The 22,709-nt window shown below is 74.3% G+C and carries 24 protein-coding genes; 8 read left to right on the plus strand and 16 right to left on the minus strand.

The genetic code is table 11. From position 1 onward, the window contains the following. The 7 genes from ACIOFR_RS35315 to ACIOFR_RS35345 all read right to left on the minus strand — a co-directional run. Positions 1-524 (minus strand): AMP-binding protein (locus ACIOFR_RS35315; RefSeq protein WP_401003802.1); only part of this gene is annotated, 524 nt, incomplete at its 3' end. Between the two features lie 107 nt (positions 525-631). Next, positions 632-853, minus strand: coding sequence for an MbtH family protein (locus ACIOFR_RS35320; RefSeq protein WP_401003804.1), 222 nt, complete (start codon positions 851-853; stop codon positions 632-634). 33 nt (positions 854-886) lie between these two features. After that, positions 887-2,263 carry an MFS transporter gene (locus tag ACIOFR_RS35325; RefSeq protein WP_401003806.1) on the minus strand — a complete coding sequence of 459 codons (1,377 nt, stop codon included), beginning with the start codon at positions 2,261-2,263 and terminating at the stop codon, positions 887-889. Then, entirely contained in the window at positions 2,248-3,534 is a 1,287-nt protein-coding gene (locus tag ACIOFR_RS35330; RefSeq protein ID WP_401003808.1) for a glutamate synthase-related protein, read from the minus strand. Before ACIOFR_RS35330 ends, ACIOFR_RS35325 begins: the two co-directional genes overlap by 16 nt. After that, entirely contained in the window at positions 3,531-4,547 is a 1,017-nt protein-coding gene (locus tag ACIOFR_RS35335) for an asparagine synthetase A (protein ID WP_401003810.1), read from the minus strand. Before ACIOFR_RS35335 ends, ACIOFR_RS35330 begins: the two co-directional genes overlap by 4 nt. Positions 4,548-4,603: 56 nt before the next feature. Then, the gene (locus ACIOFR_RS35340) at positions 4,604-5,929 is read right to left on the minus strand and encodes a methylaspartate mutase (protein ID WP_401003812.1); all 1,326 of its coding nucleotides are present in this window, start codon (positions 5,927-5,929) and stop codon (positions 4,604-4,606) included. Then, positions 5,926-6,402, minus strand: coding sequence for a cobalamin B12-binding domain-containing protein (locus ACIOFR_RS35345; RefSeq protein WP_401003814.1), 477 nt, complete (start codon positions 6,400-6,402; stop codon positions 5,926-5,928). The genes ACIOFR_RS35340 and ACIOFR_RS35345 overlap by 4 nt, the downstream gene beginning before the upstream one ends. 229 nt (positions 6,403-6,631) lie before the next feature. Here ACIOFR_RS35345 and ACIOFR_RS35350 point away from each other — a divergent pair, with 229 nt between their 5' ends. The 6 genes from ACIOFR_RS35350 to ACIOFR_RS35375 all read left to right on the plus strand — a co-directional run bounded on the left by ACIOFR_RS35350 (position 6,632) and on the right by ACIOFR_RS35375 (position 13,275). Next, positions 6,632-7,414, plus strand: coding sequence for a VOC family protein (locus tag ACIOFR_RS35350; RefSeq protein ID WP_401003816.1), 783 nt, complete (start codon positions 6,632-6,634; stop codon positions 7,412-7,414). 91 nt (positions 7,415-7,505) lie between these two features. Continuing rightward, positions 7,506-8,255: an HAD family hydrolase gene (locus tag ACIOFR_RS35355; protein ID WP_401003818.1), complete on the plus strand. Its 750-nt coding sequence runs from the start codon at positions 7,506-7,508 to the stop codon at positions 8,253-8,255. Next, complete coding sequence (locus ACIOFR_RS35360; RefSeq protein WP_401003819.1) at positions 8,252-10,660, plus strand: glycoside hydrolase family 65 protein; 2,409 nt, start codon at positions 8,252-8,254, stop codon at positions 10,658-10,660. Before ACIOFR_RS35355 ends, ACIOFR_RS35360 begins: the two co-directional genes overlap by 4 nt. 49 nt (positions 10,661-10,709) lie before the next feature. Beyond that, positions 10,710-12,443 (plus strand): pyruvate dehydrogenase, encoded by a 1,734-nt coding sequence (locus ACIOFR_RS35365; protein WP_401003821.1) that lies wholly within the window; start codon positions 10,710-10,712, stop codon positions 12,441-12,443. Positions 12,444-12,505: 62 nt separating this feature from the next. Beyond that, positions 12,506-13,096: a helix-turn-helix domain-containing protein gene (locus ACIOFR_RS35370; protein WP_401003823.1), complete on the plus strand. Its 591-nt coding sequence runs from the start codon at positions 12,506-12,508 to the stop codon at positions 13,094-13,096. A 35-nt stretch (positions 13,097-13,131) separates the two neighbouring features. Next, a complete protein-coding gene (locus tag ACIOFR_RS35375; protein ID WP_401003825.1) occupies positions 13,132-13,275 on the plus strand; it encodes a DUF6126 family protein in 144 nt (47 codons plus the stop codon). Between the two features lie 138 nt (positions 13,276-13,413). On the opposite strand, the gene ACIOFR_RS35380 is transcribed toward ACIOFR_RS35375, so the two are convergent. Together ACIOFR_RS35380 and ACIOFR_RS35385 are read right to left on the minus strand one after the other, a co-directional pair. Further along, entirely contained in the window at positions 13,414-14,007 is a 594-nt protein-coding gene (locus ACIOFR_RS35380) for an NADPH-dependent F420 reductase (protein ID WP_401003827.1), read from the minus strand. Positions 14,008-14,192: 185 nt separating this feature from the next. Further along, the gene (locus ACIOFR_RS35385; RefSeq protein WP_401003829.1) at positions 14,193-15,614 is read right to left on the minus strand and encodes a PLP-dependent aminotransferase family protein; all 1,422 of its coding nucleotides are present in this window, start codon (positions 15,612-15,614) and stop codon (positions 14,193-14,195) included. A gap of 50 nt (positions 15,615-15,664) precedes the next feature. Between ACIOFR_RS35385 and ACIOFR_RS35390 the strand changes: the two genes are divergently transcribed. Further along, positions 15,665-16,174, plus strand: a complete 510-nt coding sequence (locus tag ACIOFR_RS35390; protein WP_401003831.1) for a carboxymuconolactone decarboxylase family protein — start codon at positions 15,665-15,667, stop codon at positions 16,172-16,174. A gap of 109 nt (positions 16,175-16,283) precedes the next feature. Then, a complete protein-coding gene (locus ACIOFR_RS35395) occupies positions 16,284-17,111 on the plus strand; it encodes an isocitrate lyase/phosphoenolpyruvate mutase family protein (protein WP_401003833.1) in 828 nt (275 codons plus the stop codon). 37 nt (positions 17,112-17,148) lie between these two features. Here the strand turns inward: ACIOFR_RS35395 and ACIOFR_RS35400 are convergent, their stop codons facing one another. The 7 genes from ACIOFR_RS35400 to ACIOFR_RS35430 form a co-directional block, all read right to left on the minus strand. Continuing rightward, positions 17,149-17,379: a hypothetical protein gene (locus tag ACIOFR_RS35400; protein ID WP_401003835.1), complete on the minus strand. Its 231-nt coding sequence runs from the start codon at positions 17,377-17,379 to the stop codon at positions 17,149-17,151. Positions 17,380-17,494: 115 nt separating this feature from the next. After that, the gene (locus ACIOFR_RS35405) at positions 17,495-18,607 is read right to left on the minus strand and encodes a cytochrome P450 (protein WP_401003837.1); all 1,113 of its coding nucleotides are present in this window, start codon (positions 18,605-18,607) and stop codon (positions 17,495-17,497) included. Then, positions 18,571-19,995: a cytochrome P450 gene (locus ACIOFR_RS35410; protein ID WP_401003839.1), complete on the minus strand. Its 1,425-nt coding sequence runs from the start codon at positions 19,993-19,995 to the stop codon at positions 18,571-18,573. Before ACIOFR_RS35410 ends, ACIOFR_RS35405 begins: the two co-directional genes overlap by 37 nt. Next, complete coding sequence (locus ACIOFR_RS35415) at positions 19,992-20,615, minus strand: GTP-binding protein (protein ID WP_401003841.1); 624 nt, start codon at positions 20,613-20,615, stop codon at positions 19,992-19,994. Before ACIOFR_RS35415 ends, ACIOFR_RS35410 begins: the two co-directional genes overlap by 4 nt. Further along, a complete protein-coding gene (locus tag ACIOFR_RS35420) occupies positions 20,593-20,949 on the minus strand; it encodes a DUF742 domain-containing protein (protein ID WP_401003843.1) in 357 nt (118 codons plus the stop codon). Before ACIOFR_RS35420 ends, ACIOFR_RS35415 begins: the two co-directional genes overlap by 23 nt. Further along, on the minus strand, positions 20,946-21,359 hold the full coding sequence (locus ACIOFR_RS35425; RefSeq protein ID WP_401003845.1) for a roadblock/LC7 domain-containing protein: 414 nt from the start codon (positions 21,357-21,359) through the stop codon (positions 20,946-20,948). The genes ACIOFR_RS35420 and ACIOFR_RS35425 overlap by 4 nt, the downstream gene beginning before the upstream one ends. Next, positions 21,343-22,671 carry an ATP-binding protein gene (locus tag ACIOFR_RS35430; RefSeq protein WP_401003884.1) on the minus strand — a complete coding sequence of 443 codons (1,329 nt, stop codon included), beginning with the start codon at positions 22,669-22,671 and terminating at the stop codon, positions 21,343-21,345. The genes ACIOFR_RS35425 and ACIOFR_RS35430 overlap by 17 nt, the downstream gene beginning before the upstream one ends. Positions 22,672-22,709: the final 38 nt, after the last annotated feature.

Here is a 22,709-nt window from a genome sequence, read left to right on the forward strand (position 1 = left end):
CCGGTGGAGCCGGAGGTGAACATCACGCAGGCCACGTCCTCGACCGACACCCGCACCCCCGGGTTCGAGGCGTCGAGTGCGGCGATGAGGTCGGCGTCGCGGTCCACCTCGACGGTGTCGGTGTTCGGCGGGGTGAGTCCGGTGCGGGTGACGACGAGGGTGGAGCTGGTCTGTTCCACCAGTCCTGCGAGTCGTTCGGTGGGGAACTTGGGGTCGAGCTGGGTGTAGCCGGCGCCGGCCTTGAGGACGGCGAGGGTGGCGACGACCAGTTCGATGCCGCGTTCCAGCATCACGCCGACCACCGCGCCGCGGGTGACCCCGCGGTCCGCCAGGTGCCGGGCGAGGCGGTTGGCGCGGGCGTTGAGCTCGCCGTAGGACACGGTCGCGCCGTCGAAGACCAGTGCCACCGCGTCGGGGGCCTCGGCCGCCCGCTCCTCGAACACCTCGTGGACCGTGCGGTCCGCGTCGTACCCGGCCTCCGTCCGGTTCCAGTCGATCAGCAACTGCCGCCACGCGGGGATCATCTTCTCCACCTCTGTCAGGACTGGGACTTGCGCGCCGGTTGGTAGGCGTCCGGGGGGCGCGGGTGTGGGCCGGGAGCGGGTCTGGTGCGGGAGCCGCGTCCGTGCCGTCAGTTCTCGTTCATGGCCGCGACGAGGCTGGCGGGCCGCAGGTCCGTCCAGTGCTCGTTGACGTAGTCCAGGCAGGCCTGCCGGGTGTCCTCGGCGTGGGCGACCGTCCAGCCGGCGGGGACGTCGATGAACGCCGGCCACAGCGAGTGCTGGTTCTCCTCGTTGACCAGCACCAGGTAGGTGCCGTCCTGGATCTCGAACGGGTTGGTGGTCTCGCTCATGGCGATCTCCTTGAAAGGGGTGAAGGGGGTGCGTCAGGCCCGGGCGGTCGGGAAGTCGCGGTGGCGGCGCAGCGGGCCGAGGAGCCGCAGCAGCTTGCCGAGCACGCCGGCCGACAGGGTGAGCCACAGCGACTCGCGGACGCCGAGGACGGAGCCGAGGGCGCCGCCGAGCAGCGCGGCGACCGGGATGACCCCGAACTGGAGGAACCGGGCGCTGGTGAACACCCGCCCCAGCAGTTCGGCGGGTACGTACGCCTGGCGGAAGCCGCTGGACAGCACGTTCGCCACGACCAGGCCGGCGGCCGGCACGCTCAGGCCGAGGACGAAGAGCAGCAGCCGGGGCCCGTCGTCGGCGAGCGGGATGAGCAGGGTGAAGGGCGCGGTGACGAGGGCGGCGACCAGCATGCCGTGCGCGCTGCCGAACCGGCGCCCGATCCGGGTCGCGACCAGGGCACCGAGGATCCCGCCGACCGCGTCCGCGGCGATCAGCAGACCGATCAGCTCCGGGTCCACCCCGGCGACGCGGACCAGGAAGACCACGTACAGGGTGGAGGAGGCGACCAGGGTGAGGTTGTCCACCGCGGCGCACAGGGTGAGGATCCGCAGGTACGGGTCCCGGACGACGAAGCGCATGCCCTCGGCGATGTCGCGACGCAGCGTGGTCCGCCTGCGCTCGCGGTCCGGCCGGGTCTCGGTGGCCCGGATGCCGAGCAGGCAGGCAGCCGAGACCGCGAAGCTGGCCGCGTCGGCGAGGACGCCGGTCACGGCGCCCAGCAGCCGTACGAGCAGGCCGCCGAGGCCGGGCCCGGCGATGCCGGCGACCTGCTCGCCGGCCTGCAGCCGGGCGTTGGCGGCCGGGAGGTCCGGCTTGGCCACCAGCGAGGGCAGGTAGGCCTGGTAGCTGGTGGTGAAGAAGACCGAGGCCGCTCCGGTGCCGAGCGCGACCGCGACCAGCTGGCCGAGGCCGAGCACCCCGGTCCAGGCCGCGATCGGCACGCTGGCCAGCAGGGTCAGCGAGACGGCGTCGCAGATCAGCATGGTGCGGCGGCGCTGCATCCGGTCGGTCCAGGCGCCGGCCGGGAGGCCGACGACCAGCCAGGGGAGCCAGGCCGCGGCGCCGAGCACGCCGACCACGAAGGTGCTGGCGTGCAGGACGGTGACGGCCACCATGGCCATGGCGATGCCGCTGATCCCGGTGCCCAGGCGGCTGACGGACTCGCCGAACCACAGCAGGTGGAAGTCACGGCCGAGCCGGCGGGCGGGTTCCGTGGTCGCCGGCTCGGTGGTGGCCGGTTCGGTGGTCGCGATGACCGGCTCGGCGGCCGGTTCTGCGGCCGGTTCAGCGGTCGCGGTCGCCGCTGCCGTCGCGGTCGTGGTGGCGGTCGTGGTGTCGTTCACGGGCTGCTCCATGCCATCTCCTGTTCGCGGTCGGTCGGTTCCCCGGGCGCCCAGAGGTCCTCGGGGCCGAGGGCGGACGCCGCGTACTTGCCCACCGCACTGATCAGCAGCCGGAGTTCGAGCTCCAGGCACTCGACCAGGCGGCGGACGCCGTGTTCGGGGTCCTCGTCCGCGGCGAGCAGTGCGGCGCGGCCGAGGCCGACCGCGGTGGCGCCCAGGGCCAGTGCCTTGACGGCCCGGGCGCCCTCCCAGATCCGGCCGGTGACCAGCAGCGATCCCGGTCCACCAGGTCGGCCGACCCGTCGCAGGCACTCGCTCAGCGGCAGTCCGACGTGGTCGAGGAAGACCGAGGGTGCCCAGCCGGTGCCGCCCTCGGCGCCGTCGACGGTGACCGCGTCCGCGCCCGCCTGCCAGGCGACGGCGGCGGCCTCGTGGACGTCCTGCGCGGGGTGCAGCTTCACCCAGACCCGGGCCCGGGGGAAGTTGTTGCGCATGAAGCGGATCTGCTGGCGCAGGATCTCCTCGGTGAACGTGCCCGGGCTGCTGCTGCGCAGCCGGCGCGGGCTGTCGGCGCCGTAGACGCCGTCGTCGACGGTGTAGGCGCCGGCGAGCCGGGCGGCGCCGGCCGCGTCGACGACCGTCATGCCGCCGAGCCCGGGTTTGGCGCCCTGGCCGACCTTCAGCTCGAAGGCGAGCCGCCCGGAGGCGAGCAGGGGCAGCGCGGACGGGTCGCTGTAGACCAGGTTCCACACCTCGGCGTCGGCGTCCTCGGTGCTCTGCTGGACGGCCACGCCGCCCAGGCCGTCCGGGAGTTCGTCGAGGTAGGCGTTGATCCGGGAGAGCAGTCCGCGGGGCCCGGAGGGGTCGGTGCGTCCGTAGCCGCTGACCGGCACCACGTTCTCGCCGATCACCATCGGCAGGCCGAGGCGCCCGGCCTGGCGGCTGACCGCGAGGCCCAGGTCCCCGCCGGCTACCTGGGTGGAGCCGAAGGCCGAGAGGTAGACCGGGAGCGGGGAGCGGAACCCGCCGACGGCGGTGTGCAGGTCGACGTCGCCGTAGATCGGCTCGCGGCCGAGGTCGATCAGCTTCTCCAGCCGCTGCGGCATGAACACCGGCGGCACGATCCGGGTGGCGTCCAGTGCGTCCCCGCCGACGGGCGCGCCGGCCGCACCGAACAGCGTCCGGCCGTACCCCTCGGGCGCGGGGAACGCGGCCGCGCCGCCGGTCCTGGCGCGCTCGCGCACCTGCTCCTCGGGGAACGTCCCCGCGCGCAGCCCGCTCACGGGGACACCACACCGGGGAGCTTCGGGTAGGCGGTGGCCTGCCAGACCTTGTCGAGTCCGCAGATGTAGCGGGTCAGCCGCTGGACGCCGATGCCGAAGCCCGAGCTGCTGGGGATGCCGGCGCGGGCCATGTCCAGGTACCAGCCGTACTTGGCCGGGTTCTCGCCGCTCTCGCGGATGCGGGCGACCAGCCGCGCGTAGTCGAACTCGCGCTCGCTGCCGCTGCAGACCTCGCCGTAGCCCTCGGGGGCGAGCAGGTCGAAGTTGCGCAGGGTGCCGGGGGCGGCGGGGTCCTCGCGGTCGTAGAAGCCGCGCGAACCCTTGGGGTACTGGGTGACGAAGAACGGCCGGTCGGCCCGGCGGGAGATCAGCGCCTCGCCCTCCCAGTCGATCTCGGCGTCGGGGTTCTGATCGTGGTCGATCCCGTGCAGCGAGGCGACGGCGTCCTGGTGGGTCATCCGGTCGAACGGCTTGGCGAGCAGCGCGGCGAACACCTCGGGGTCGCGGCCGAGGGCGGCGAGCTCCCGGCCGTGCCGCTCGACGACCCGGCCCACCGCGTGCCGGACCAGCCCCTCCACGACGGCGGTGATCTCGTCCCGGCCGGCGCCGGCCATCTCCACGTCGATCTGGTGGAACTCGGCCAGGTGGCGGCTGGTGGAGGAGGACTCCAGCGGCTCCAGTCGGACGTTGGGCGCGATGTAGAAGATCTTCGGGAAGGCCAGCAGTGAGGCCTGCTTGTAGAGGATCGCGCTGGTCATGAGCTTGTAGCGGTGGCCGTAGAAGTCGATGTCGACCTGCTTGGAGCCGCGGCCGCCGGGATCGGTGACCGGCCCGATGATCGGCGGCAGGAGTTCGGTGAAGCCCTCCTCGGACAGGTACTCGCGGGTGGCCCTGAGGATGCCGTCCTGGACGGTCAGGACGGCCCTGGTCTCCGGTGCGGACAGGTGGACGCCGGGCGGCGGCGGGAGCTCGGCGGCCGGGGTCGGCGGAGCGGGCAGCTCGGTGACGGTCATGGGTGTTCCCTCCGGTTGGGGTGGGTCGGGCGCGGCCGGTCGGCCCGCGCGGTGCGTCAGCGGGTGAGTTGCGGAACCCCGGGCCGCCGGGCGGCGGCGATGTCGAACTTCCGTTCCACGTAGGTGAGCGAGCCGATGAGGTCGGCGGAGGTCATCGCCCGGCGGCGGTCGACCTCGGCGACCCGGGCGATCGGCATCGCCCCGGTCTCGCTCCACCGCAGCCGGCCGTCGTCGCCGATGAAGCTGCGGGCCCGGCCCGCGTTGTCGGGGTGCAGGCAGAACGGCACGTCCAGCCGCCCCCGGGCGAAGGCCTCGGGCAGCGACCGGCCGAGGTCCGGCCCGAGGTCGAGGACGCCCTCGATCAGGGCCCGGGCCTCGGTGTACACGGCGGTGTCGGGGCCCGGCCCGACCGGCGTACGGCGGCGCGGTTCGGCCGCGGCCACCTGCGCCGCGTGCTCCAGGGCCTGGACGTTCTCGGCGACCGTCGGGATCCGGAAGGCCTCCGCGACCGTCTTGACGATCAGCCGGGCCGAGTCGGTGCGCATGGCCAACTGCGCGGCCTCCTTGAGGAGTTCGAGCGCGCCGGGCTCGGATCGCGGGTACACCCCCATGTAGGTGTAGACCACCACGTGCCAGTCGACGGCCGGCAGCAGTTCCCAGGCGAGCCGGCGCAGCGCCAGCACCGCCTCCTCGTCCTGCTCGGCACTGGTCTGCTGGGCGTAGCTGAGCGAGATGCTGCGCAGGCCGTGCTGCCGGAAGAACATGCCCTCCAACACGCTGAGCGCGACCAGCAGGCTCGGCGGGCAGAGCTGGCCCATCATGCAGCCGCCGAACGTCTCCAGGTGCGGTTCCACCCCGGAGTCCCGGACGCCGGCCAGGATCTCGCAGCAGCGCACCCAGTTCTCCACCGACCGCGCGATCGGCAGCCGGCTGTACGGCAGGCAGTACGAGACCGGACCGCCCTCCGTCGCGTCGAGGCCGGCGGCGATCAGTGCGGTGAAGATGTCCTGCGGCCGGGCCGAGCCGTGCCGCACCTGGACGGGGAAGTCGGCGTCGCGGATGCCGTCCAGCAGGGCGCGGGTGACGGCCGGGCCGTGCGCGACGATCGGGTACCCGTTGAGGTCGCGTCCCTCGTCCAGCGCCGCACGGGCGGTGTCGTGGGCGCCCGTCCTGGTGTAGCTGTCCAGGGTCAGGGTGCCGACCGTGGTGGCCGCGGCGGTCCGGGTGGCCAGCAGGCCCTCCCGCATCCGCCCGGGGTCGCCGAACCCCATCCTGGGCTGCACCACCAGCTCGCCGGCGGCCTGCGCGAGGCCGACGAACTCGCCGAAGGACACCCGGCCGGGGCGGCGGTCGGCGAGCCGGAGCCCGGCGCCGGCGTTCACGCCGCCGCCCCGGCGGGCAGCGCGCCCAGGAAGGAGCGGAACAGTGCGATGCCCTCGCCCCCGGCGTCGTCGAACGCCGCGTCGAAGCCCGCGGCGACCAGCTCGGCCGCGTGCCGGCGGTTGCCCGCGCCGCTGACGCCCAGCTTGCCGCCGATCACCGCCGGCACGTCCGCCAGCTCCGGGACGGCGCGCAGTGCGGCGATCACCCGCCGCCCCTCGTCGTGGGCGTGCCCGTTGACGCTGCTCACCACGACCAGGTCCGGCCGGACCCGCAGGCACGCGGAGACGATCTCCCCGTCCGGCACGCACGGTCCCAGGTTCACCACCCGGTGGCCGAGCTCCTCCAGCAGCAGCTCCAGGAAGACCAGGTTCCACATGTGGGAATCCGAGGCCATGCTGGTCACGACGATCCTCAGCGGGCTGCCCGCCGATGCGGACAGCAGGTCCTGACGGTGCATCAGATCCGTTTTCATGAGCCCTTCCTCCGTGGTCGCTCCGGCTCCCGGGGAAGAACGCTAGGTGCGGGCGCCGGGCCCGGGCGGAAGATGCGGAGGCAGATCGGGGGCACCTTCGCCGCCCGGACCGGCCGCCCGGACCGACCCGGCGTCCGGCCGCCGGGCCCACCGGTCCGGGGGTACTCCGGTGGCGGGATCCGGACCCGGCGACCAGGGTGGGCGGTGGACCACGACCCTGGGAGACGCAATGCCCGAAGTCACCACCCCCTACCAGCCCGGCACGCCGTGCTGGGTGGACCTGATGGCCAAGGACCAGCAGGCGGCGCTGGACTTCTACCGCGACCTGTTCGGCTGGCAGGGCGAGATCGGCCCGGCCGAGTTCGGCGGCTACGCGATCTGCACGCTCAACGGCAGGCCGGTGGCCGGCATCGGACCCACCATGGCCCCGGAGGGCATGCCCGAGCCGCCGGTCGCCTGGACCACCTACCTGGCCTCCGACGACGCCGACGCCACCCTGGCCGCCGTCACCGCTGCCGGCGGCACCGCGCTGATGCCGGTGATGGACGTCGGCACGGTGGGCCGGATGCTGGTGGTGGCCGACCCGACCGGCGCGGTGTTCGGCGTCTGGCAGCGGGTCGACTTCCCCGGCGCACAGGTGGTCAACGAACCCGGCGCGCTGATCTGGAACGAGCTCAACACCGCCGACCCCGCCGTCGCCTCCGCGTTCTACACCGCCGCCTTCGGCGTGGAACTGCCGCTGATGGAGGGTGCCACCCACTACTGGTCGCTGAACGTGAACGGCAAGCCGGTCGGCGGCGTGCAGAAGCTCGGCGGCGCCCTGCCGCCCGGCACCCCCTCGCACTGGCTGACCTACTTCGCGGTGGACGACACCGACAGCACCGTGGACGCCCTGGTGAAGGCGCGCGGCTCGGTGCTCGCCCCGCCCACCGACGCCCCCTGGGGCCGCTACGCGATCGTCCAGGACCCGCAGGGCGCGGTCTTCGCGGTTATCAAGGCGCCCACCGGGTAGCCGACCCGGGACCTCGGGGCCGCCCGTTCGCGACGCGCCAGCAGCGCCGCAATGGGCGGCTCCGCCGCGTGTTCGAGCGAGGATGACAGACATGCTGGGACTTCCGGATCACATCCGCGCCTTCCTTTTCGACCTGGACGGCGTCCTCACCCAGACCGCCAAGGTGCACGCGGCCGCCTGGAAGGACATGTTCGACACCTTCCTCAGGGCCGAGGCCGCACGCGAGGGCGAGGAGTTCGTCCCGTTCGACCCGGTGACCGACTACGACCGCTACGTGGACGGCCGGCCCCGGCTGGACGGCACCCGCGGCTTCCTGGAGGCGCGCCGCATCCGGCTGCCCGAGGGCGGCCCGCAGGACCCGTCCGGCGCCCGGACCGTGCACGGGCTCAGCTGCGCCAAGAACGACACCGTGCTGCGCATGATCAAGGAGCAGGGCGTCCAGCCGTACGCCGGTTCGGTGGAGTACCTGCACCGGCTGCGGGTGCTCGGGCTGCCGCGCGCCGTGGTCTCGTCCAGCGCCAACTGCCGGGACGTGCTGCGCGCGGCCGGGATCGAGGGGCTGTTCGAGGTCGTCGTGGACGGGGTGGTGGCCGGCGAACGGCAGCTGGCCGGCAAGCCCGCCCCGGACACCTACCTGGCCGCCGCCGAGGAGCTCGGGGTGCCGCCGGAGCACGCCGCGGTCTTCGAGGACGCGCTCGCCGGGGTCGCCTCCGGCCGGGCCGGCGGCTTCGGCGCGGTGGTCGGCGTGGACCGCACCGGCCAGGCCGACGAACTGCTCGAACACGGCGCCGACCTGGTCGTCTCCGACCTGTGCGAGCTGATCCCGGGGGACTCCCGGTGACCGGGACGACGGACGCGTTCTCGATCGATCCCTGGGGGCTCGCCGAGCACGGCCTCGACCTGGACGCACAGGCCCGCGCCGAGTCGGTGTTCGCGCTCTCCAACGGCCACATCGGCCTGCGCGGCAACCTCGACGAGGGGGAGCCGCACGGCCTCCCCGGCACCTACCTGAACGGCGTGTTCGAACTGCGCCCGCTGCCGTACGCGGAGAGCGGCTACGGCTACCCGGAGTCCGGGCAGAGCGTCATCAACGTCACCAACGGCAAGGTGATCCGGCTGCTGGTCGACGACGAGCCGTTCGACCTGCGGTACGGCGAACTCCGCAGCCACCAGCGCGGCCTGGACTTCCGGGACGGCCTGCTGCGGCGCAACGCCGAGTGGACCTCCCCGGCCGGGCGGACGGTCAAGGTGAGCTCGGTGCGGCTGGTCTCGCTCACCCAGCGGGCGATCGCCGCGGTGGACTACACGGTGGAGGCGGTGGACGGGCCGGTCCGGATCGTGGTCCAGTCCGAGCTGGTCGCCAACGAGCAACTGCCCGGCGGGGAACGGGACCCCCGGGCCGCCGCCGTGCTGGAACAGCCGCTGATGGCCGAGCTGCACCACGCGGCCGGCACCAAGGCCGTCCTGGTGCACCGCACCCGCTACAGCGAGCTGCGGGTGGCGGCCGGCATCGACCACGTGATCGAGGGCTCGGACCGGGTGGACACCATCGCCGAGTCCACCGACGACCAGGGCCGGATCAGCGTCACCACCGTGCTGGAGGCCGGCGAGCGGCTGCGGCTGACCAAGTTCATCGCGTACGGCTGGTCCGCGACCCGCTCGCTGCCCGCCGTCCGGGACCAGGTGGAGGCCGCGCTGACCGCGGCCCGGCACACCGGCTGGGACGGCCTGGTGGCCGAACAGCGGGACTACCTGGAGGAGTTCTGGGACCACAGCGACATCGAGATCGAGGGCGACGTCGAACTCCAGCAGGCCGTCCGGTTCGCCCTGTTCCACGTCCTGCAAGCCGGCGCGCGCAGCGAGGAACGGGCCATCCCCGCCAAGGGGTTGACCGGTCCCGGCTACGACGGGCACAGCTTCTGGGACACCGAGATGTTCGTGCTGCCCGTGCTCACCTACTGCCTGCCCGGCGCGGTCGGGCAGGCCCTGCGCTGGCGGCACACCACACTGCCGATGGCCCGTGAGCGCGCCGCCCAACTCGGCCTGGCCGGAGCGGTGTTCCCGTGGCGGACGATCCGCGGCGAGGAGTGCTCCGGGTACTGGCCGGCCGGCACGGCGGCCTTCCACATCGGCGCGGACATCGCGGCCGCCGTGGTCCGCTACGTCCGGGTCACCGGGAACACCGAGTTCGAACGGGCCTACGGGCTCGAACTGCTGGTGGAGACGGCCCGGATGTGGCGCTCGCTCGGCCACCACGACGCGGTCGGACGGTTCCGGATCGAAGGGGTCACCGGCCCCGACGAGTACAGCGCGGTCGCCGACAACAACGTCTTCACCAACCTGATGGCGCAGTCCAACCTGCGCGCCGCCGCCGAGGCCGCCACCCGCCACCCGCAGGAGGCCGCGGCCCTGGGCGTGGACACCGAGGAGGCCGCCGCCTGGCGGGACGCGGCCGCCGCGATGTACGTCCCGTACGACGAGAAGCTCGGCGTCCACCCGCAGGCGGACGGCTTCACCGACCACCAGCTCTGGGACTTCGAGGGCACCCCGCGGGAGAGCTACCCGCTGCTGCTGCACTTCCCGTACTTCGACCTCTACCGCAAGCAGGTGGTCAAGCAGGCCGACCTGGTGCTGGCCATGCAGGTCCGCGGCGACGCCTTCACCGACGCCCAGAAGGCCCGCAACTTCGCCTACTACGAGCGGTTGACCGTCCGGGACTCCTCGCTCTCCGCCGGCACCCAGGCGGTGATCGCGGCCGAGGTGGGCCAGCTCGACCTGGCGTACGACTACACCGCCGAGGCCGCCCTGATGGACCTGCGGGACCTCGGCGGCAACACCCGGGACGGCCTGCACATGGCCTCGCTGGCGGGCGCCTGCATCGCATTGGTGGCGGGCTTCGGCGGGCTGCGCGACAACGCCGAGTACCTGACCTTCCGGCCCCGGCTGCCGGCCGGCCTCCAGCGGCTGGCGTTCTCGCTGCGGATCCGGGACAGCCTGCTGCGGGTGGACATCGGCCACGAACGCACCACGTACACCGTCCGCCGGGGCGGCCCGCTGACCCTGCTGCACGACGGCGAACCGGTGCGGCTGGACCGCGAGGGCTCGGTCGGCCGGCCGACCGCCGTGGTCGAGGCGCCGGAGCGCTGCGCCCAGCCGCCCGGCCGCGAGCCGGTGCGGCGACACGCCACGGCCGGGCAGCGGACGGTCGTCCAGCCGGGCGGGACGGAGCACCTGGCCGCCGAGTGAGACGGCCGCCGGGCAGGGACGAGCCGGGCGAACCGAGACGAGGGATCCCATGGGCAGTGTGGCCGAGCAGATGGTCGAGGTGCTCCGGCAGGCGGGCGTGGAACGGGTCTACGGGGTGGTGGGCGACAGCCTCAACCCGGTGGTCGACGCGATCCGGCGGGCCGAGGGCGTCTCCTGGGTGCACGTGCGCAACGAGGAGGCGGGCGCCTTCGCCGCGGCCGCGGAGGCCGGGCTGACCGGCCGGCTCGCGGTCTGCGCCGGCTCCTGCGGCCCCGGCAACACCCACCTGGTCCAGGGCCTCTACGACGCCCAGCGCAGCGGCGTCCCGGTGCTGGCGCTGGCCTCGCACATCCCGTCCGGGCAGATCGGCACCGGCTTCTTCCAGGAGACCCACCCCGAGCGGGTCTTCACCGACTGCAGCGCCTTCTGCGAACTGGTCTCCACCCCGGCCCAGCTGCCCCGGCTGCTGCGGGTCGCGGTGCAGCACGCGCTCGGCGCCCCCGGCGTGGCCACGCTGGTCTTCCCCGGCGACGTCGCGGCGCTGCCCGCCTCCGGACCCACCGGCACGAGCACCTTCCTCACCGAGCAGGCCGTCGCCGCCCCGCCGTGGTCCCAGGTCCGGGCGCTGGCCGAGGTGCTCAACGCGGCCTCCAGGGTCGCGGTGTTCGCCGGCGCGGGCACCCGCGGCGCGCACGAGGAGGTGATGCAGCTGGCCGCGACCGTCCTGGCGCCGGTCGGCCACTCGCTGCGCGGCAAGGAGTGGATCCAGTACGACAACCCGTACGACGTGGGCATGAGCGGCCTGCTCGGCTACGGCGCCTGCCACGAGGCCCTGCACGGGGCCGACCTGGTGCTGCTGCTGGGCACCGACTTCCCGTACGACTCCTTCCTGCCGCAGGCCCGTACGGTGCAGGTGGACCACGACGCCACCCGGCTCGGGCGCCGGACCGCGCTGGAGCTCGCCGTGCACGGCGACGTCGCGGCCACCCTGCGGGCCGTGCTGCCGCTGCTGGAGCAGAAGCGCGACCGGTCCTTCCTGGACGGCATGCTCGACAAGCACTGCAGGGCGCTGGAGAACGTGGTCGGCGCGTACACCCGGGACATCGCGCACCACCGCCCGATCCACCCCGAGTACGTGGCCGCCGTCCTGGACGAACTGGCCGCCGACGACGCGGTGTTCACCGTCGACACCGGGATGAACAACGTCTGGGCCGCCCGCTACCTGACCCCGAACGGGAGGCGCCGGGTGATCGGCTCCTTCCTGCACGGCTCGATGGCCAACGCGCTGCCGCACGCGATCGGGGCCCAACTCGCCTTCCCGGGACGGCAGGTGGTGTCGCTGTCCGGGGACGGCGGGATCGGGATGCTGCTCGGCGAGCTGCTCACGGTGGCCAAGTACCGGCTGCCGGTGAAGACGGTGGTGTTCAACAACGGTGCGCTCGGCATGATCAAGCTGGAGATGCTGGTCAGCGGCTACCCGGAGGCCGAGACCGACAACGGCGACGTGGACTACGCCGCGATCGCCCGGGCCTGCGGCATCCCGGCCAAGCGGGTGACCGACCCGTCCGCCGTCGCGGACGTGCTCCGGGAGTCGCTGGAACGCCCCGGGCCGGTCCTGGTCGACGTGGTGACCGACCCCAACGCACTGTCCATCCCGCCGCACATCACCGCGGCCCAGCTCAGGGGGTTCGCGCTGGCCGCCGGCCGGACGGTGCTCTCCGGCGGGGTCGGGCGCATGATCGACCTGGCCCGGAGCAACCTGCGCCACATCCCCCGCCCCTGAGGCGTTTTGCCTCTGAGGCAAGTTTCTTGCCTCGGAGGCATCACGAGGTGTGGACTGGACGCATGACAGACGACCAGGAGGTCGCGGGCCTCGGCACCCGGCTCCGCGAGCACCGGCTGGCCGGCCGGCTCACCCTGGAGGCGGCCGCCGCCCGGGTCGGGCTCTCCCCAGCCTACGTGTCACGACTGGAGACGGGACAGCGCCAGCCCTCGCTGCCGGTCCTGCTCGGCCTGGCCCGCGCGTACGGGACGACGGTCTCCGGGCTGCTCGGCGAGCAGCCCGGGGAGCCGGACCCGGTGATTCGCGGCGGCGCCATCGAACCCGACCGGGTGGGCGGCTGGGGGTACCGCAGGGCCGGTGCCCCGGGCCGGGCCATGCAGGCCCTGCGGGTCCAGGTGCCGCCGAGCCTCCAGGACGCCGTCGTGCGGGTGCACCCCGGCGAGGAGTGGCTGCACGTCACCCGGGGCCGGCTGCGGCTGACCCTGGGCGACACCGTCCACCTGCTGGACGAAGGCGACTCCGCCCACTTCGAATCCCTGACCCCGCACTGCATCGCCGCGGACTCGCCCGACGGGGTCGAACTGCTCTTCCTGCACACCCTGTTGCAGAGCCCGGGCGGCGAGCTCTGCCTCGGCGACTCGCCCCGGCTCTGACCGAGCGGGCCCATCCAGTCATCGAAGGGACGACCATGACCACCCCCAAGCTCACCACCGATGCCGGCCGGCGCACCGACCGCCGGGTCTGGATCCGGGCGGCCATCTACATGGTGGCGACCCATGTGTTCGCGGGGTTCGTGATCCTGCTGTTCGAGATCGGGCAGCGGGGGCGCTGAGGGCTGACCGGTGACGGCTGACAGATGATGAAATCCGTCAGCCGTCCGCGGTCGTCCGTCATCGGTCATCGGTCATCGGTCTGCGCTCTGCGGTCTGCGTTACCGGCCGCCGGTCAGCCGTCGGTCGTCGGCCGGCCCTCAGCCGTCCGTCCGGTCCGTCAGCAGGCGGAATCCGGAGTGCCGTCCGTGCCCCTGGGCGACGGCGAGCCGGAACCAGATCCACAACGCCTGGTCCACCAGGCCGTACTGGTCCGGCCCCAGGTAGACCGGCCGCAGGCCGACCGCCGAGATCAGCCGCTCCACGGCCGCCCGGTCCTCCTCCGCCGCCGAGAACAGGTGGTCGGAGGCCGTGCCGCCGATCACCGGGTCGGCGAACACCTCGACCCCCTGGCTGCTGAACGCCCGCGCGTACCGGGCGCCGGGCGCGTGCTCGGCCACCTGGGCGGCGCTGTGCTGCACCGGCGCCTCCAGCCGGTTGGCCGCGTCGACCAGCAGCTTGCCGTCCAGCGCGGCGCCGTGCTCGGCCAGGAACTCGTCCACGGCCGCCCCCGGCCGGGCCAGCACCACGGTGTCCGCGGCCGCCAACGCCTCGGCGACGGTGGTGACCTTCACCGGGCCGTCCGCCGCGGCGTCCGGGTTCCGCGAGCCGAGCACGGTCTCCAGCCCCGCGCCGCTGAACGCCCGGGCCAGGGTGCTGCCGATCTTCCCGGTCCCGATGATGGCGATGGTCATGGTGGACTCCCCTCCTCGTGCACCGGGCCGGCCGACCCGGGTAGCCGCTTCAAGCCACCGTGCCCGCACGGGAATTCCGCCGGCCGCAGGAGAATGTCAGGTCGCTGGGCAGTGTCAGGTCGGGGGGCAGTGCCGGGCCGTGGGGAAGTGCCGGGCCGTGGGGAAGTGCCGGGCCGTGGGCTCCCTCAGAGCCGGACCAGTGTGCACAGCGCGTCCAGGGCCGCCGGGAACGCCCGGTCGGACGGCGTCCCGTACCCGACCACCAGCGCCGACCCGGCCCCGGGGGCGGGTTCGACCGAGGGCGCCCGGCACCAGGACAGGACGCTCAGCGAGATGCCCAGCCACTGTGCCTGGCGCAGCAGGTCCGCTTCGCCGAGCGAGCCGGGCGGGAGTTCGAGCACGGCGCTCAGGCCGGCGGACAGGCCGGTCACCCGGACCTCGGGTGCGCGCTCGGCCAGCGTCGCGATCAGCTGGTCGCGGCGCTTGCGGTACTGCAGCCGGCTGCGCCGGATGTGCCGGTCGTAGTCGCCGGAGGTGATCAGTTCGGCCAGGGTGAGCTGTTCCACGGCCGCCGACTGGCCGTCGGCCAGCCGCTTCTGCCGCATCACCGGCTCCACCAGCCGGGACGGCAGGGCCAGCCAGCCGAGCCGCAGGCCGGGGGCGAGGCTCTTGGCGGCCGTGCCGGCGTACACCACCCGGTCCGGGTCCAGGGCCTGCATGGCGCCCAGGGGCTGGCGGTCGTAGCGGAACTCGCCGTCGTAGTCGTCCTCGATCACGATCCCGTCGGTGGCCCGCGCCCAGGCGACCGCCGTCGCCCGGCGGGAGGCCCGCAGCGCGACGCCGGTCGGGAACTGGTGCGCGGGGGTCAGCACGACGGCCCCGGCCGCCGAGCCGAGCAGCGCCTCGGTGCGGGCACCGCCCTCGTCCAGCGGCAGCGGCACGGTGCCGAGGCCGGCCGCGTCGATCACCGCCCGCTGCGGCGGCAGCCCGTACTCCTCCACGGCGAGGGTGCGGACCCCCTCCGCGTGCAGGGCCCGGCAGACCAGCCCGAGGCCCTGGGTGTAGCCGGAGCAGATCAGCAGCCGTTCCGGGTCGGTGCGCACGCCCCGGACCCGGGCCAGGTAGTCGGCCAGCGCCCGGCGCAGCTCGATCCGGCCGCGCGGGTCGCCGAGTCCGAACGCCTCGTGCGGTGCGGCGGCCAGGGCCCGGCGGGTGGCCGCCAGCCAGGCGGCGCGGGGGAAACGGGACAGGTCGGGGCTGCCGGGCATCAGGTCGTGCCGTACCGCGGGCCCGGGCCGGACGCCGGGCGGCGGGGCGGCGGCGGGCGGGGCGCCGCGTTCGGCCACCACCGTGCCGGAGCCCTGGCGGGAGGTCAGCCAGCCCTCGGCGCTGAGCTGGGTGTACGCCTCGGCGACGGTGTTGCGGGCGATCCCCAGGTCGGCGGCGAGGGCCCGGGAGGAGAGCAGCCGGGTGCCGGGGGCGAGCCGGCCGTCCCGTACGGCGGAGCGCAGGGCGTCCTCCAGGGCGGCCCGCAGGCCGAGCCCGCGGGCCCGGCCCGCGGAGAGGTCGAGGTGCAGGTCGCCGCCGAAAGTGGCCCAGGATCCCATGACTCAAATGAACCACAGTTCCGGTCCACCCGGCGCCTAGGGTGGACCGTATGACGACGAACGAGCACGCCACCGCCACCGCCGCCCCCGTCTCCGATGCCGCTGTCCCGGCCCCCGTCCAGCGGATCTCGCTGCCCGAGCAGGCCGCCGAGTTCTACCGCGCGATGATCAAGCTGGACCGGGCCGCCGTGGCCGGGGTCGACCCGGTCCTGGCCGAGCTGGTCAAGATCCGTGCCTCGCAGGTCAACGGCTGCGCGTTCTGCCTGGACATGCACACCGTCGACGCCCGCGCCCAGGGCGAGCAGGAGCACCGCATCTACTCGCTGCCGGCCTGGCGGGAGACCCCGTGGTTCACCGCACGGGAGCGCGCCGCGCTGGCCCTGACGGAGGCCGTCACCCTGGTGACCGACGGGCACGTCCCGGACGCGGTGTACGACGAGGCGGCCAAGCTGTTCGACCAGCAGGAGCTGGCCCAGCTGATCGCCCTGATCATCGCCATCAACTCGTGGAACCGGATCGGCATCACCTCCCGGCTGAGCCCGGCCCCCAAGCGGGCCTGACCGCCCCGTTCCGTCCCGGGTCCCCGTGCGCGGGGGCCCGGATCCGGCCGGACGGTCGACGTCCGAAAGCCGCCGGTCCGACCCGCCTCCGGCATGACAGGTTGTCACCATGACCACGCAGAACGACAAGGCGAAGCTCCTCCACTCCCTGCACCGCCCCGGTGCGCCGCTGGTCCTGGCCAACGTCTGGGACGCGGCGAGCGCCCGCCTGGTGGCCGGGGCCGGCGCCCCGGCGATCGCCACCGCCAGCGCCAGCGTCTCCTGGACCCTCGGCGTGCCGGACGGCCACCGGCTCGACCGCGCCCGCGCGCTGGCCCAGACCGCACTGATCGCGTCGGCCGTGGACCTCCCGGTCACCGCCGACCTGGAGCACGGCTTCGCCGACACCGCCGAGGGCGTCGGGGAGACGGTCACCGCCCTGCTCGCCACCGGCGCCGTCGGCGTCAACCTGGAGGACAGCTGGTCCGGCCCGGGCGTGCTGCGCCCGGTGGACGACGCGGCCGAGCGGATCGCGGCCGCCCGCCGGGCCGCCGACCGGGCCGGGATCCCGCTGTTCCTGAACGCCCGGACGGACGTCTTCCTGCTCGGCGTCGGCGACCCGGCCGGTCGCCTGGAGGAGGCCCTGGCCCGGGCCCGTGCCTACGTGGCGGCGGGCGCCGACGGCGTCTTCGTCCCCGGCGTCGACGACCCCGCGACGGTCGCCGCCCTGGTGGCGGCCGTGCCGGTGCCGCTCAACGTGATGGCGGGGCCGGGCGCCCCGGGCGTCGCGGAGCTCGCCGCGCTGGGGGTGGGCCGGATCAGCCTCGGCCCGGGGCTGGCCAAGGTCGCCTACGCGGCCGTGCGGCGTGCCGCCCGCCAGGTGTACGCCGACGGCAGCTACGGCGCGCTGGCGGACGGCCTGGGCTTCGACGAGATGAACGCGCTGTTCGAGGACTGAGAGCCGGTCGGGCCACCTGCGGTCGGGCCACCTGCGGTCAGGCCACCGACACCGGCGGGCGGTCCAGGACCCGCCCGACCGTCCCGCAGGCACCGGTGGTGCGCTCGGCGGCCGGCCCGACCAGCGGGTACTGGGTCAGCTCCTGGTGGCAGACCTCCTCGGCGGTCGCCCCCCGCACGTGGTCACGGACCTGGTCCGCCTGCGCGGGGGCGGCGGCCGCCGCGAGCGCGGCCAGGGAGAGCACGGCGAGCACCGGGGTCTTCGTCATGCCCTGCCCAACGATCCCCGGCCCCCGGGGTACCGGCCACGGCCACGAACGGCGGCAGCCGGCACCCCGCGGACGTCCCCGCGCACCCGGAGGGGGCCGGCCGCCCGGGCGGGGCTCAGCCCGTGCGGACGTACAGGGTGCGCACGCTGTTGCTGACGAACGACGCGATCGGCTCCGGCGCCGGGCCGTCCTTCGCCGCGGTGAGTCCCGGGAAGCGGCCGAACAGGCCGCGCAGCGCCGTCTCGGCCTCCAGCCTGGCCAGTCCGGCACCGAGGCAGAAGTGCGGGCCGTGGCCGAGCGAGAGGTGCTTGGCGGGGCCGCGGTTCAGGTCGAAGCGGTCGGCGTCCGGGTAGTGGCCGCCGTCCCGGCCGGCCGCGGCGTACGAGGCGAGCAGCGCCTCGCCCTGCCGGATCAGCACCCCGCCGACCTGGATGTCCTGCACCGCGTACCGCAGCGGGAACTGGCCCACCGGGGAGTCGTAGCGCAGGGTCTCCTCGACCACCGCCGACCACGGGCGGGCGCCGGACAGCACCAGCTCCAGCTGGTCCGGGTGGGCCAGCAGGGCCCGTACCGCGTTGGTGATCAGGTTGAGCGTGGTCTCGTGGCCGGCGACCAGCATCAGCAGCAGGGTGCCGACCAGCTCCTGCTCGGTGAGCCGGTCGTCCGCCTCGCGGGCCGCGATCAGGTCGGTGGTCAGGTCGTCGGCGGGCTCGGCCCGCTTGGCCGCGACCACCGAGGCGAGCAGGGCGAACAGGCCCTGCTGGGCGGCGAGTGCCGCCTCGGGCGTGGCCGAGCTGCTGACCAGGGTGTCGGACAGCTCGTGCAGCTGGTCCTGCTGCTCGACGGCCAGGCCGAGCAGTTCGCCGATCACCTGCATCGGCAGCGGGTAGGCGAAGTGCTCCCGCAGGTCGAAGTCGCCCTCCAGCTCGGCCACCGCGTCCAGCAGCCGGTTGCTGCGGGCCTCCACGGCCGGTGCCAGCTCGGCGATCCGGCGCGGGGTGAACGCCTGGGTGACCAGCCCCCGCAGCCGGCGGTGGTCGGCGCCGTCCACGGTGATCATGCCGGGGACGGTGACGAAGTTGAGCAGCGGCCAGCCCTTGGGCAGCCGGCCCTCCCGGAAGGTGTTCCACAGCTGCGGGTTCTTGCCGACCCGCGGGTCGGCGAGCAGCTCCTGAAGGGTGTCGTGGTGGGTTATCGCCCAGACCACCACCCCGCCAGGGAGTTCCACCAGGACCGCCGGGCCGGCTTCGCGGAGTCGTCCGTTCTCTCCGTGCTGGTCGCGTCCGAAGGCGTCGAGGGTGACGGGAACGAGGGTGTCGGCGGTGTCCATGTCGGCCTTTCGGGGGCGGCGGCTCGGGGCGGGGTGAAGGCGCTGTAGAGCACCGGCAGGGAGACCAGGGCCCGCGACCAGGGGGACGGCCGCCAGGTCAGTTCGTTGGCGGGGACGGCCAGTTGGAGGTCGGGCAGGCGGTGCAGCAGGGTCTCCAGCGCGGTCTCGACGATCAGTCGCGCCGGGTGCTGCGCCGGGCAGACGTGCCGGCCGGCCCCCCAGGCCAGGTGGGCCCGGTTGCCGGCGATGCCGTCGCCGGCGTGCACCGACGGGTCGGCGTTGGCGGCTGCCAGGCCGAGCACCAGCATGTCGCCGGCGCTGATGTACTGGCCGCCGAGCACCGTGTCACCGGTGGCCCAGCGCCCGGGGAAGTTCTGCGTGGGCGGGTCCCGCCAGAGCACCTCCTCCAGCGCGTCGGCGACGGTGAGTCGCCCGCCGGTGAGGGTGGAGCGGAACCGCCGGTCGGTGAGCAGCAGCCGCAGCGTGTTGCCGGTCCAGTTGATGGTGGTCTCGTTGCCGGCGACCAGGATCACCACCAGGTGGTGCAGGGCCTCCTCGTCGGTCATCGCCGCCTGGTGGGCCAGCAGCCAGGAGGTCAGGTCCGCGCCCGGCTCGGCCCGGCGGTGGCGGACCAGGTCGGTCAGGATGGTCTGGAACTCGGCGTTGGCCCGCACCGACTTCTCGCTGCTGTCCACGAAGTGGCTGATCAGCTCGATCAGGTGCGGCCCCATCTCGGCGGGCAGGCCGAGCAGTTGGGTGAAGACCAGCAGCGGCAGCCGGCGCGCGTACTGGGCGATCAGGTCGGCGGTGCCGTCCGGTCCCCAGCTGTCGATCAGGCTGTTGGCCGCGGCCTCGGTGGTCTCGCGCAGCTGGCGGTGGTCGATCCGGCCGAGGGTCTGGGCGACCGCCCCGCGCAGCCGCTGGTGCTCGGCGCCGTCCAGGTTGAGCAGGGTGGGCCGCCAGGAGGTCATCGGCAGCAGCCGGGAGTCCGGCTTCAGCCGGCCCTCGGCCGGGACCCGCCAGCGCCGCGAGTCCTTGGAGAACAGCTGCTCGTTGCGGGTCAGTTCGAGCAGTTCGGGGTAGCCGAGCACCAGCCAGGCCTCGACGCCCGGCTCCAGCTCGATCGGCGCGACCGGGCCGTGCTGCTCGCGCAGCCGCGCGTACAGGCCGTGCGGGTCGTCGGCGACCGAGGCGCCGTAGAGCTGGGCCGGTCCGCCGGACGGGCCGCCGGCGTGCATCGGGCAGCCGGGCGGCGGCACGGCCGCCTGGGGCTTGGGTGTCGTCATGGCTGGAGCTCCAGTGCGGCGGTGGAGAGCAGGTGGTCCACGAAGTCGATCAGGACGTCGTACGCGGCCTGCCGGTCGCGGGCGTCGCACCGCAGGATCGGCACGTCCGGCAGCAGGTCGAGCGCCGCCCGCAGGTCGTCCTCCGGGTGCTCGGGGGTGTCCGGGAAGACGTTGACGGCGACCGCGAACGGGATCCGCTGCTCCTCCAACTGCCCCAGGACGTCGAAGCTCTCGTCCAGGCGGCGGGTGTCCACCAGGGCGATCGCCCCGAGCGCGCCGCGCGAGAGGTCCTCCCAGAGCGGCCAGAAGCGCTGCTGGCCCGGGGTGCCGAAGAGGTAGAGCGCGAGCTGCGGGTTGAGCGTGATCCGGCCGAAGTCCAGCGCCACGGTGGTGGTGGTCTTGCCGGGCCGCCCGGTGAGGTCGTCCACGCCGACGCCGGCCTCGGTCATGACCTCCTCGGTGCGCAGCGGCGTGATCTCGCTGAGCGCGCCGACCAGCGTGGTCTTGCCGACCCCGAACGGGCCGGTCACCAGGATCTTCACCGCACCCTGGACGGTGGCGGGCAGGTAGCACGGCTCGGCCGTGCCGACGGCGGGCTCAGCGGAGCTGGCGGAGGCCAACGAGCACCTCCTCGAGGAGTGCGGTGGACAGGCGGTCGGTCTGCCGGGCGGGCGGGCGGACCTGGACGGCGCCGAGGTCCCGGAGGTCGTCGACGAGCACCCGGACCACGCTGACCGGCAGGCGCAGGTGGGCGGCGATCTCGGCGACCGACAGCAGGTCGTGGCAGAGCGTCAGGATCCGCTGGTGCTCCCGGTTGAGGTGGTCGCCGGCCAGCAGGTCCGGGTCGAGCCCGGCCGCCGGCAGCGCCTGCACCAGGCTCTCGATGGCGAGCCCCGGCCGGTCGGACCCGCTGCGGCCGCCGGTGATGACGTAGGGCCGGACCGGCCCGCTCACCGGAGGTCCCCGGCCGCCCGCTCGACCCGGGGCGGACTGGTCAGGTGGGTGCCGATCCGCTCCACCAGCACCTGCATCTGGTACGCGACCAGCCCGGCGTCCACCGCCTCGCCGGTCACCACGGCCAGGTGCGCCCCGGCGCCGGCGGCGACCACGAACAGGTAGCCGCCGCCGTACTCGACGACGATCTGCCGGGTGCTGCTGCCGTGCCCGCCGAAGCCCTGGGCCACTCCCCGGGCCAGCGACTGGAGTCCGGAGCAGGCGGCGGCGAGGCGTTCGGCGTCGTCACGGCCGATCTTCTCGCTGCGGCCGATCTCCAGGCCGTCGTTGGACACCACGACGGCGTGCCGGACGTCGGGCACGCCGACGATGTCCGAGAGCAGCCAGCCGAGGTCAGGATTGGTGGTCATGGAAATCTCCGGAGCGCTGGGGAAGTCGGGGGGACGCGGGGGTGGGCTCCACCGGCCCGGTGGACGGGTGGGGAGCGTCGGACGGCCGGTCCTGGCGGGCGGCCGTGCGGCCGCTCGCGGTGCCGGCCTGGAACAGGGCCATGAAGGTCTTGGCCTCCTCGGCGCAGCGCGGGGGCGCGGGGGCGTCCACGGGCTGCGCCGGCCGGGGCGCGGGCTCGCTGCCCCGGCGGTTGGCCCGGCGCGGGAGCGCGCCGGACGAGGGCCGGGCCGTGGCCCGGGGCTGGGCGGGGACCCTGGTCCGGTCCGCGGTGGGGAGTTCCGCGGGTGCGGCGTCGGCCGCCGGGAGGGTCGGCGGGGGTGACGGCAGGGCGGCCGCCGGGGGGTGTGGCGCCGGCGTGGCCGGCAGCGCCGTCGGGACGGCGGCCGGCAGCGGCTCGGTGAGCAGCGCGTTGGGCAGCAGGACGACCACCCGCACGCCGCCGTACGGCGAGGGCGCGGAGCTGAGGGTGACCCGGAAGCCGTACTGCTCGGCGAGCCGGCCGACCGCGGCCAGTCCCAGCTGCGGTACCTCGCCGAGGCGGGAGACCTCCAGGGTGCCGCCGCCGGCGAGCGCGGCGGCGGCCTTCTCGACGGCCTGCTCGGGCATCCCCACGCCGCAGTCGTCGATCTCGACGACGGCGCCGTTGTGGACGGGCATCAGCGTGACGAACACCTGGGTGGAGGGTGGTGAGTAGCGGGTCGCGTTGTCCAGCAGCTCGGCCACGGCGTGGATCAGCGCCTCGGCGGCGGCGCCGACCACGGCGGTCTCGATCCGGCTGCGGACCACCACCCGCTGGAACGGCAGGATGCGGGACTGCGCGCCGCGCACCACGTCCTCCAGGGCGACCGGCTCGGGCCAGTGCCGTCCGGCCCGGGCGCCGCAGAGCACCGCCAGGGTCTGGGCCAGCCTGGCCTGTTGGGCCGCCGCGTGGTCCGCCTTCAGCAGGCCGTCGAGCAGTGCCGGGTCGTCGTGGGTGCGTTCCATGTGGTCCAGGCCGGCCTGCTGGTCGTGGGCCATCACCAGGATGCGCCGGGCGACGCTCAGGAAGGCCCGCCGGGTCGCCGAGTTGAGGTCCTGCTCCTGCTGGACGGCGGCGTTCTCGGCCGAGCGGTGGGCCAGTTCCTGTTCCAGGGCGGCCCGCAGGCGCCCGAGTTCGGTCTCGTGCCCGGCCAGTCGGCCACGCAGGGTCACGGTGACGGCTCGGTACCTCGCGGCCGCCACCAGCCCGAGGAGGGCGAGGACACCGGCTGCTGCTGCGCACCACTGAGTCATCGTCACGCGGCGAATTGTAGGGCGATGATCCTACGTTC

It is taken from the genome of Kitasatospora sp. NPDC088346 (assembly GCF_044740765.1).
In the GTDB taxonomy this organism is placed as follows: Bacteria; Actinomycetota; Actinomycetes; order Streptomycetales; family Streptomycetaceae; genus Kitasatospora.

What these genes read in the sequence shown, in the direction of transcription:
- ACIOFR_RS35320 (WP_401003804.1), bottom strand. Translation starts at nt 853, where the DNA reads ATGAGCGAGACCACCAACCCGTTCGAGATCCAGGACGGCACCTACCTG.
- ACIOFR_RS35325 (WP_401003806.1), bottom strand. Translation starts at nt 2,263, where the DNA reads ATGGAGCAGCCCGTGAACGACACCACGACCGCCACCACGACCGCGACG.
- ACIOFR_RS35335 (WP_401003810.1), bottom strand. Translation starts at nt 4,547, where the DNA reads ATGACCGTCACCGAGCTGCCCGCTCCGCCGACCCCGGCCGCCGAGCTC.
- ACIOFR_RS35345 (WP_401003814.1), bottom strand. Translation starts at nt 6,402, where the DNA reads ATGAAAACGGATCTGATGCACCGTCAGGACCTGCTGTCCGCATCGGCG.
- ACIOFR_RS35350 (WP_401003816.1), top strand. Translation starts at nt 6,632, where the DNA reads ATGCCCGAAGTCACCACCCCCTACCAGCCCGGCACGCCGTGCTGGGTG.
- ACIOFR_RS35355 (WP_401003818.1), top strand. Translation starts at nt 7,506, where the DNA reads ATGCTGGGACTTCCGGATCACATCCGCGCCTTCCTTTTCGACCTGGAC.
- ACIOFR_RS35365 (WP_401003821.1), top strand. Translation starts at nt 10,710, where the DNA reads ATGGGCAGTGTGGCCGAGCAGATGGTCGAGGTGCTCCGGCAGGCGGGC.
- ACIOFR_RS35370 (WP_401003823.1), top strand. Translation starts at nt 12,506, where the DNA reads ATGACAGACGACCAGGAGGTCGCGGGCCTCGGCACCCGGCTCCGCGAG.
- ACIOFR_RS35375 (WP_401003825.1), top strand. Translation starts at nt 13,132, where the DNA reads ATGACCACCCCCAAGCTCACCACCGATGCCGGCCGGCGCACCGACCGC.
- ACIOFR_RS35380 (WP_401003827.1), bottom strand. Translation starts at nt 14,007, where the DNA reads ATGACCATCGCCATCATCGGGACCGGGAAGATCGGCAGCACCCTGGCC.
- ACIOFR_RS35385 (WP_401003829.1), bottom strand. Translation starts at nt 15,614, where the DNA reads ATGGGATCCTGGGCCACTTTCGGCGGCGACCTGCACCTCGACCTCTCC.
- ACIOFR_RS35390 (WP_401003831.1), top strand. Translation starts at nt 15,665, where the DNA reads ATGACGACGAACGAGCACGCCACCGCCACCGCCGCCCCCGTCTCCGAT.
- ACIOFR_RS35395 (WP_401003833.1), top strand. Translation starts at nt 16,284, where the DNA reads ATGACCACGCAGAACGACAAGGCGAAGCTCCTCCACTCCCTGCACCGC.
- ACIOFR_RS35400 (WP_401003835.1), bottom strand. Translation starts at nt 17,379, where the DNA reads ATGACGAAGACCCCGGTGCTCGCCGTGCTCTCCCTGGCCGCGCTCGCG.
- ACIOFR_RS35410 (WP_401003839.1), bottom strand. Translation starts at nt 19,995, where the DNA reads ATGACGACACCCAAGCCCCAGGCGGCCGTGCCGCCGCCCGGCTGCCCG.
- ACIOFR_RS35425 (WP_401003845.1), bottom strand. Translation starts at nt 21,359, where the DNA reads ATGACCACCAATCCTGACCTCGGCTGGCTGCTCTCGGACATCGTCGGC.
- ACIOFR_RS35430 (WP_401003884.1), bottom strand. Translation starts at nt 22,671, where the DNA reads ATGACTCAGTGGTGCGCAGCAGCAGCCGGTGTCCTCGCCCTCCTCGGG.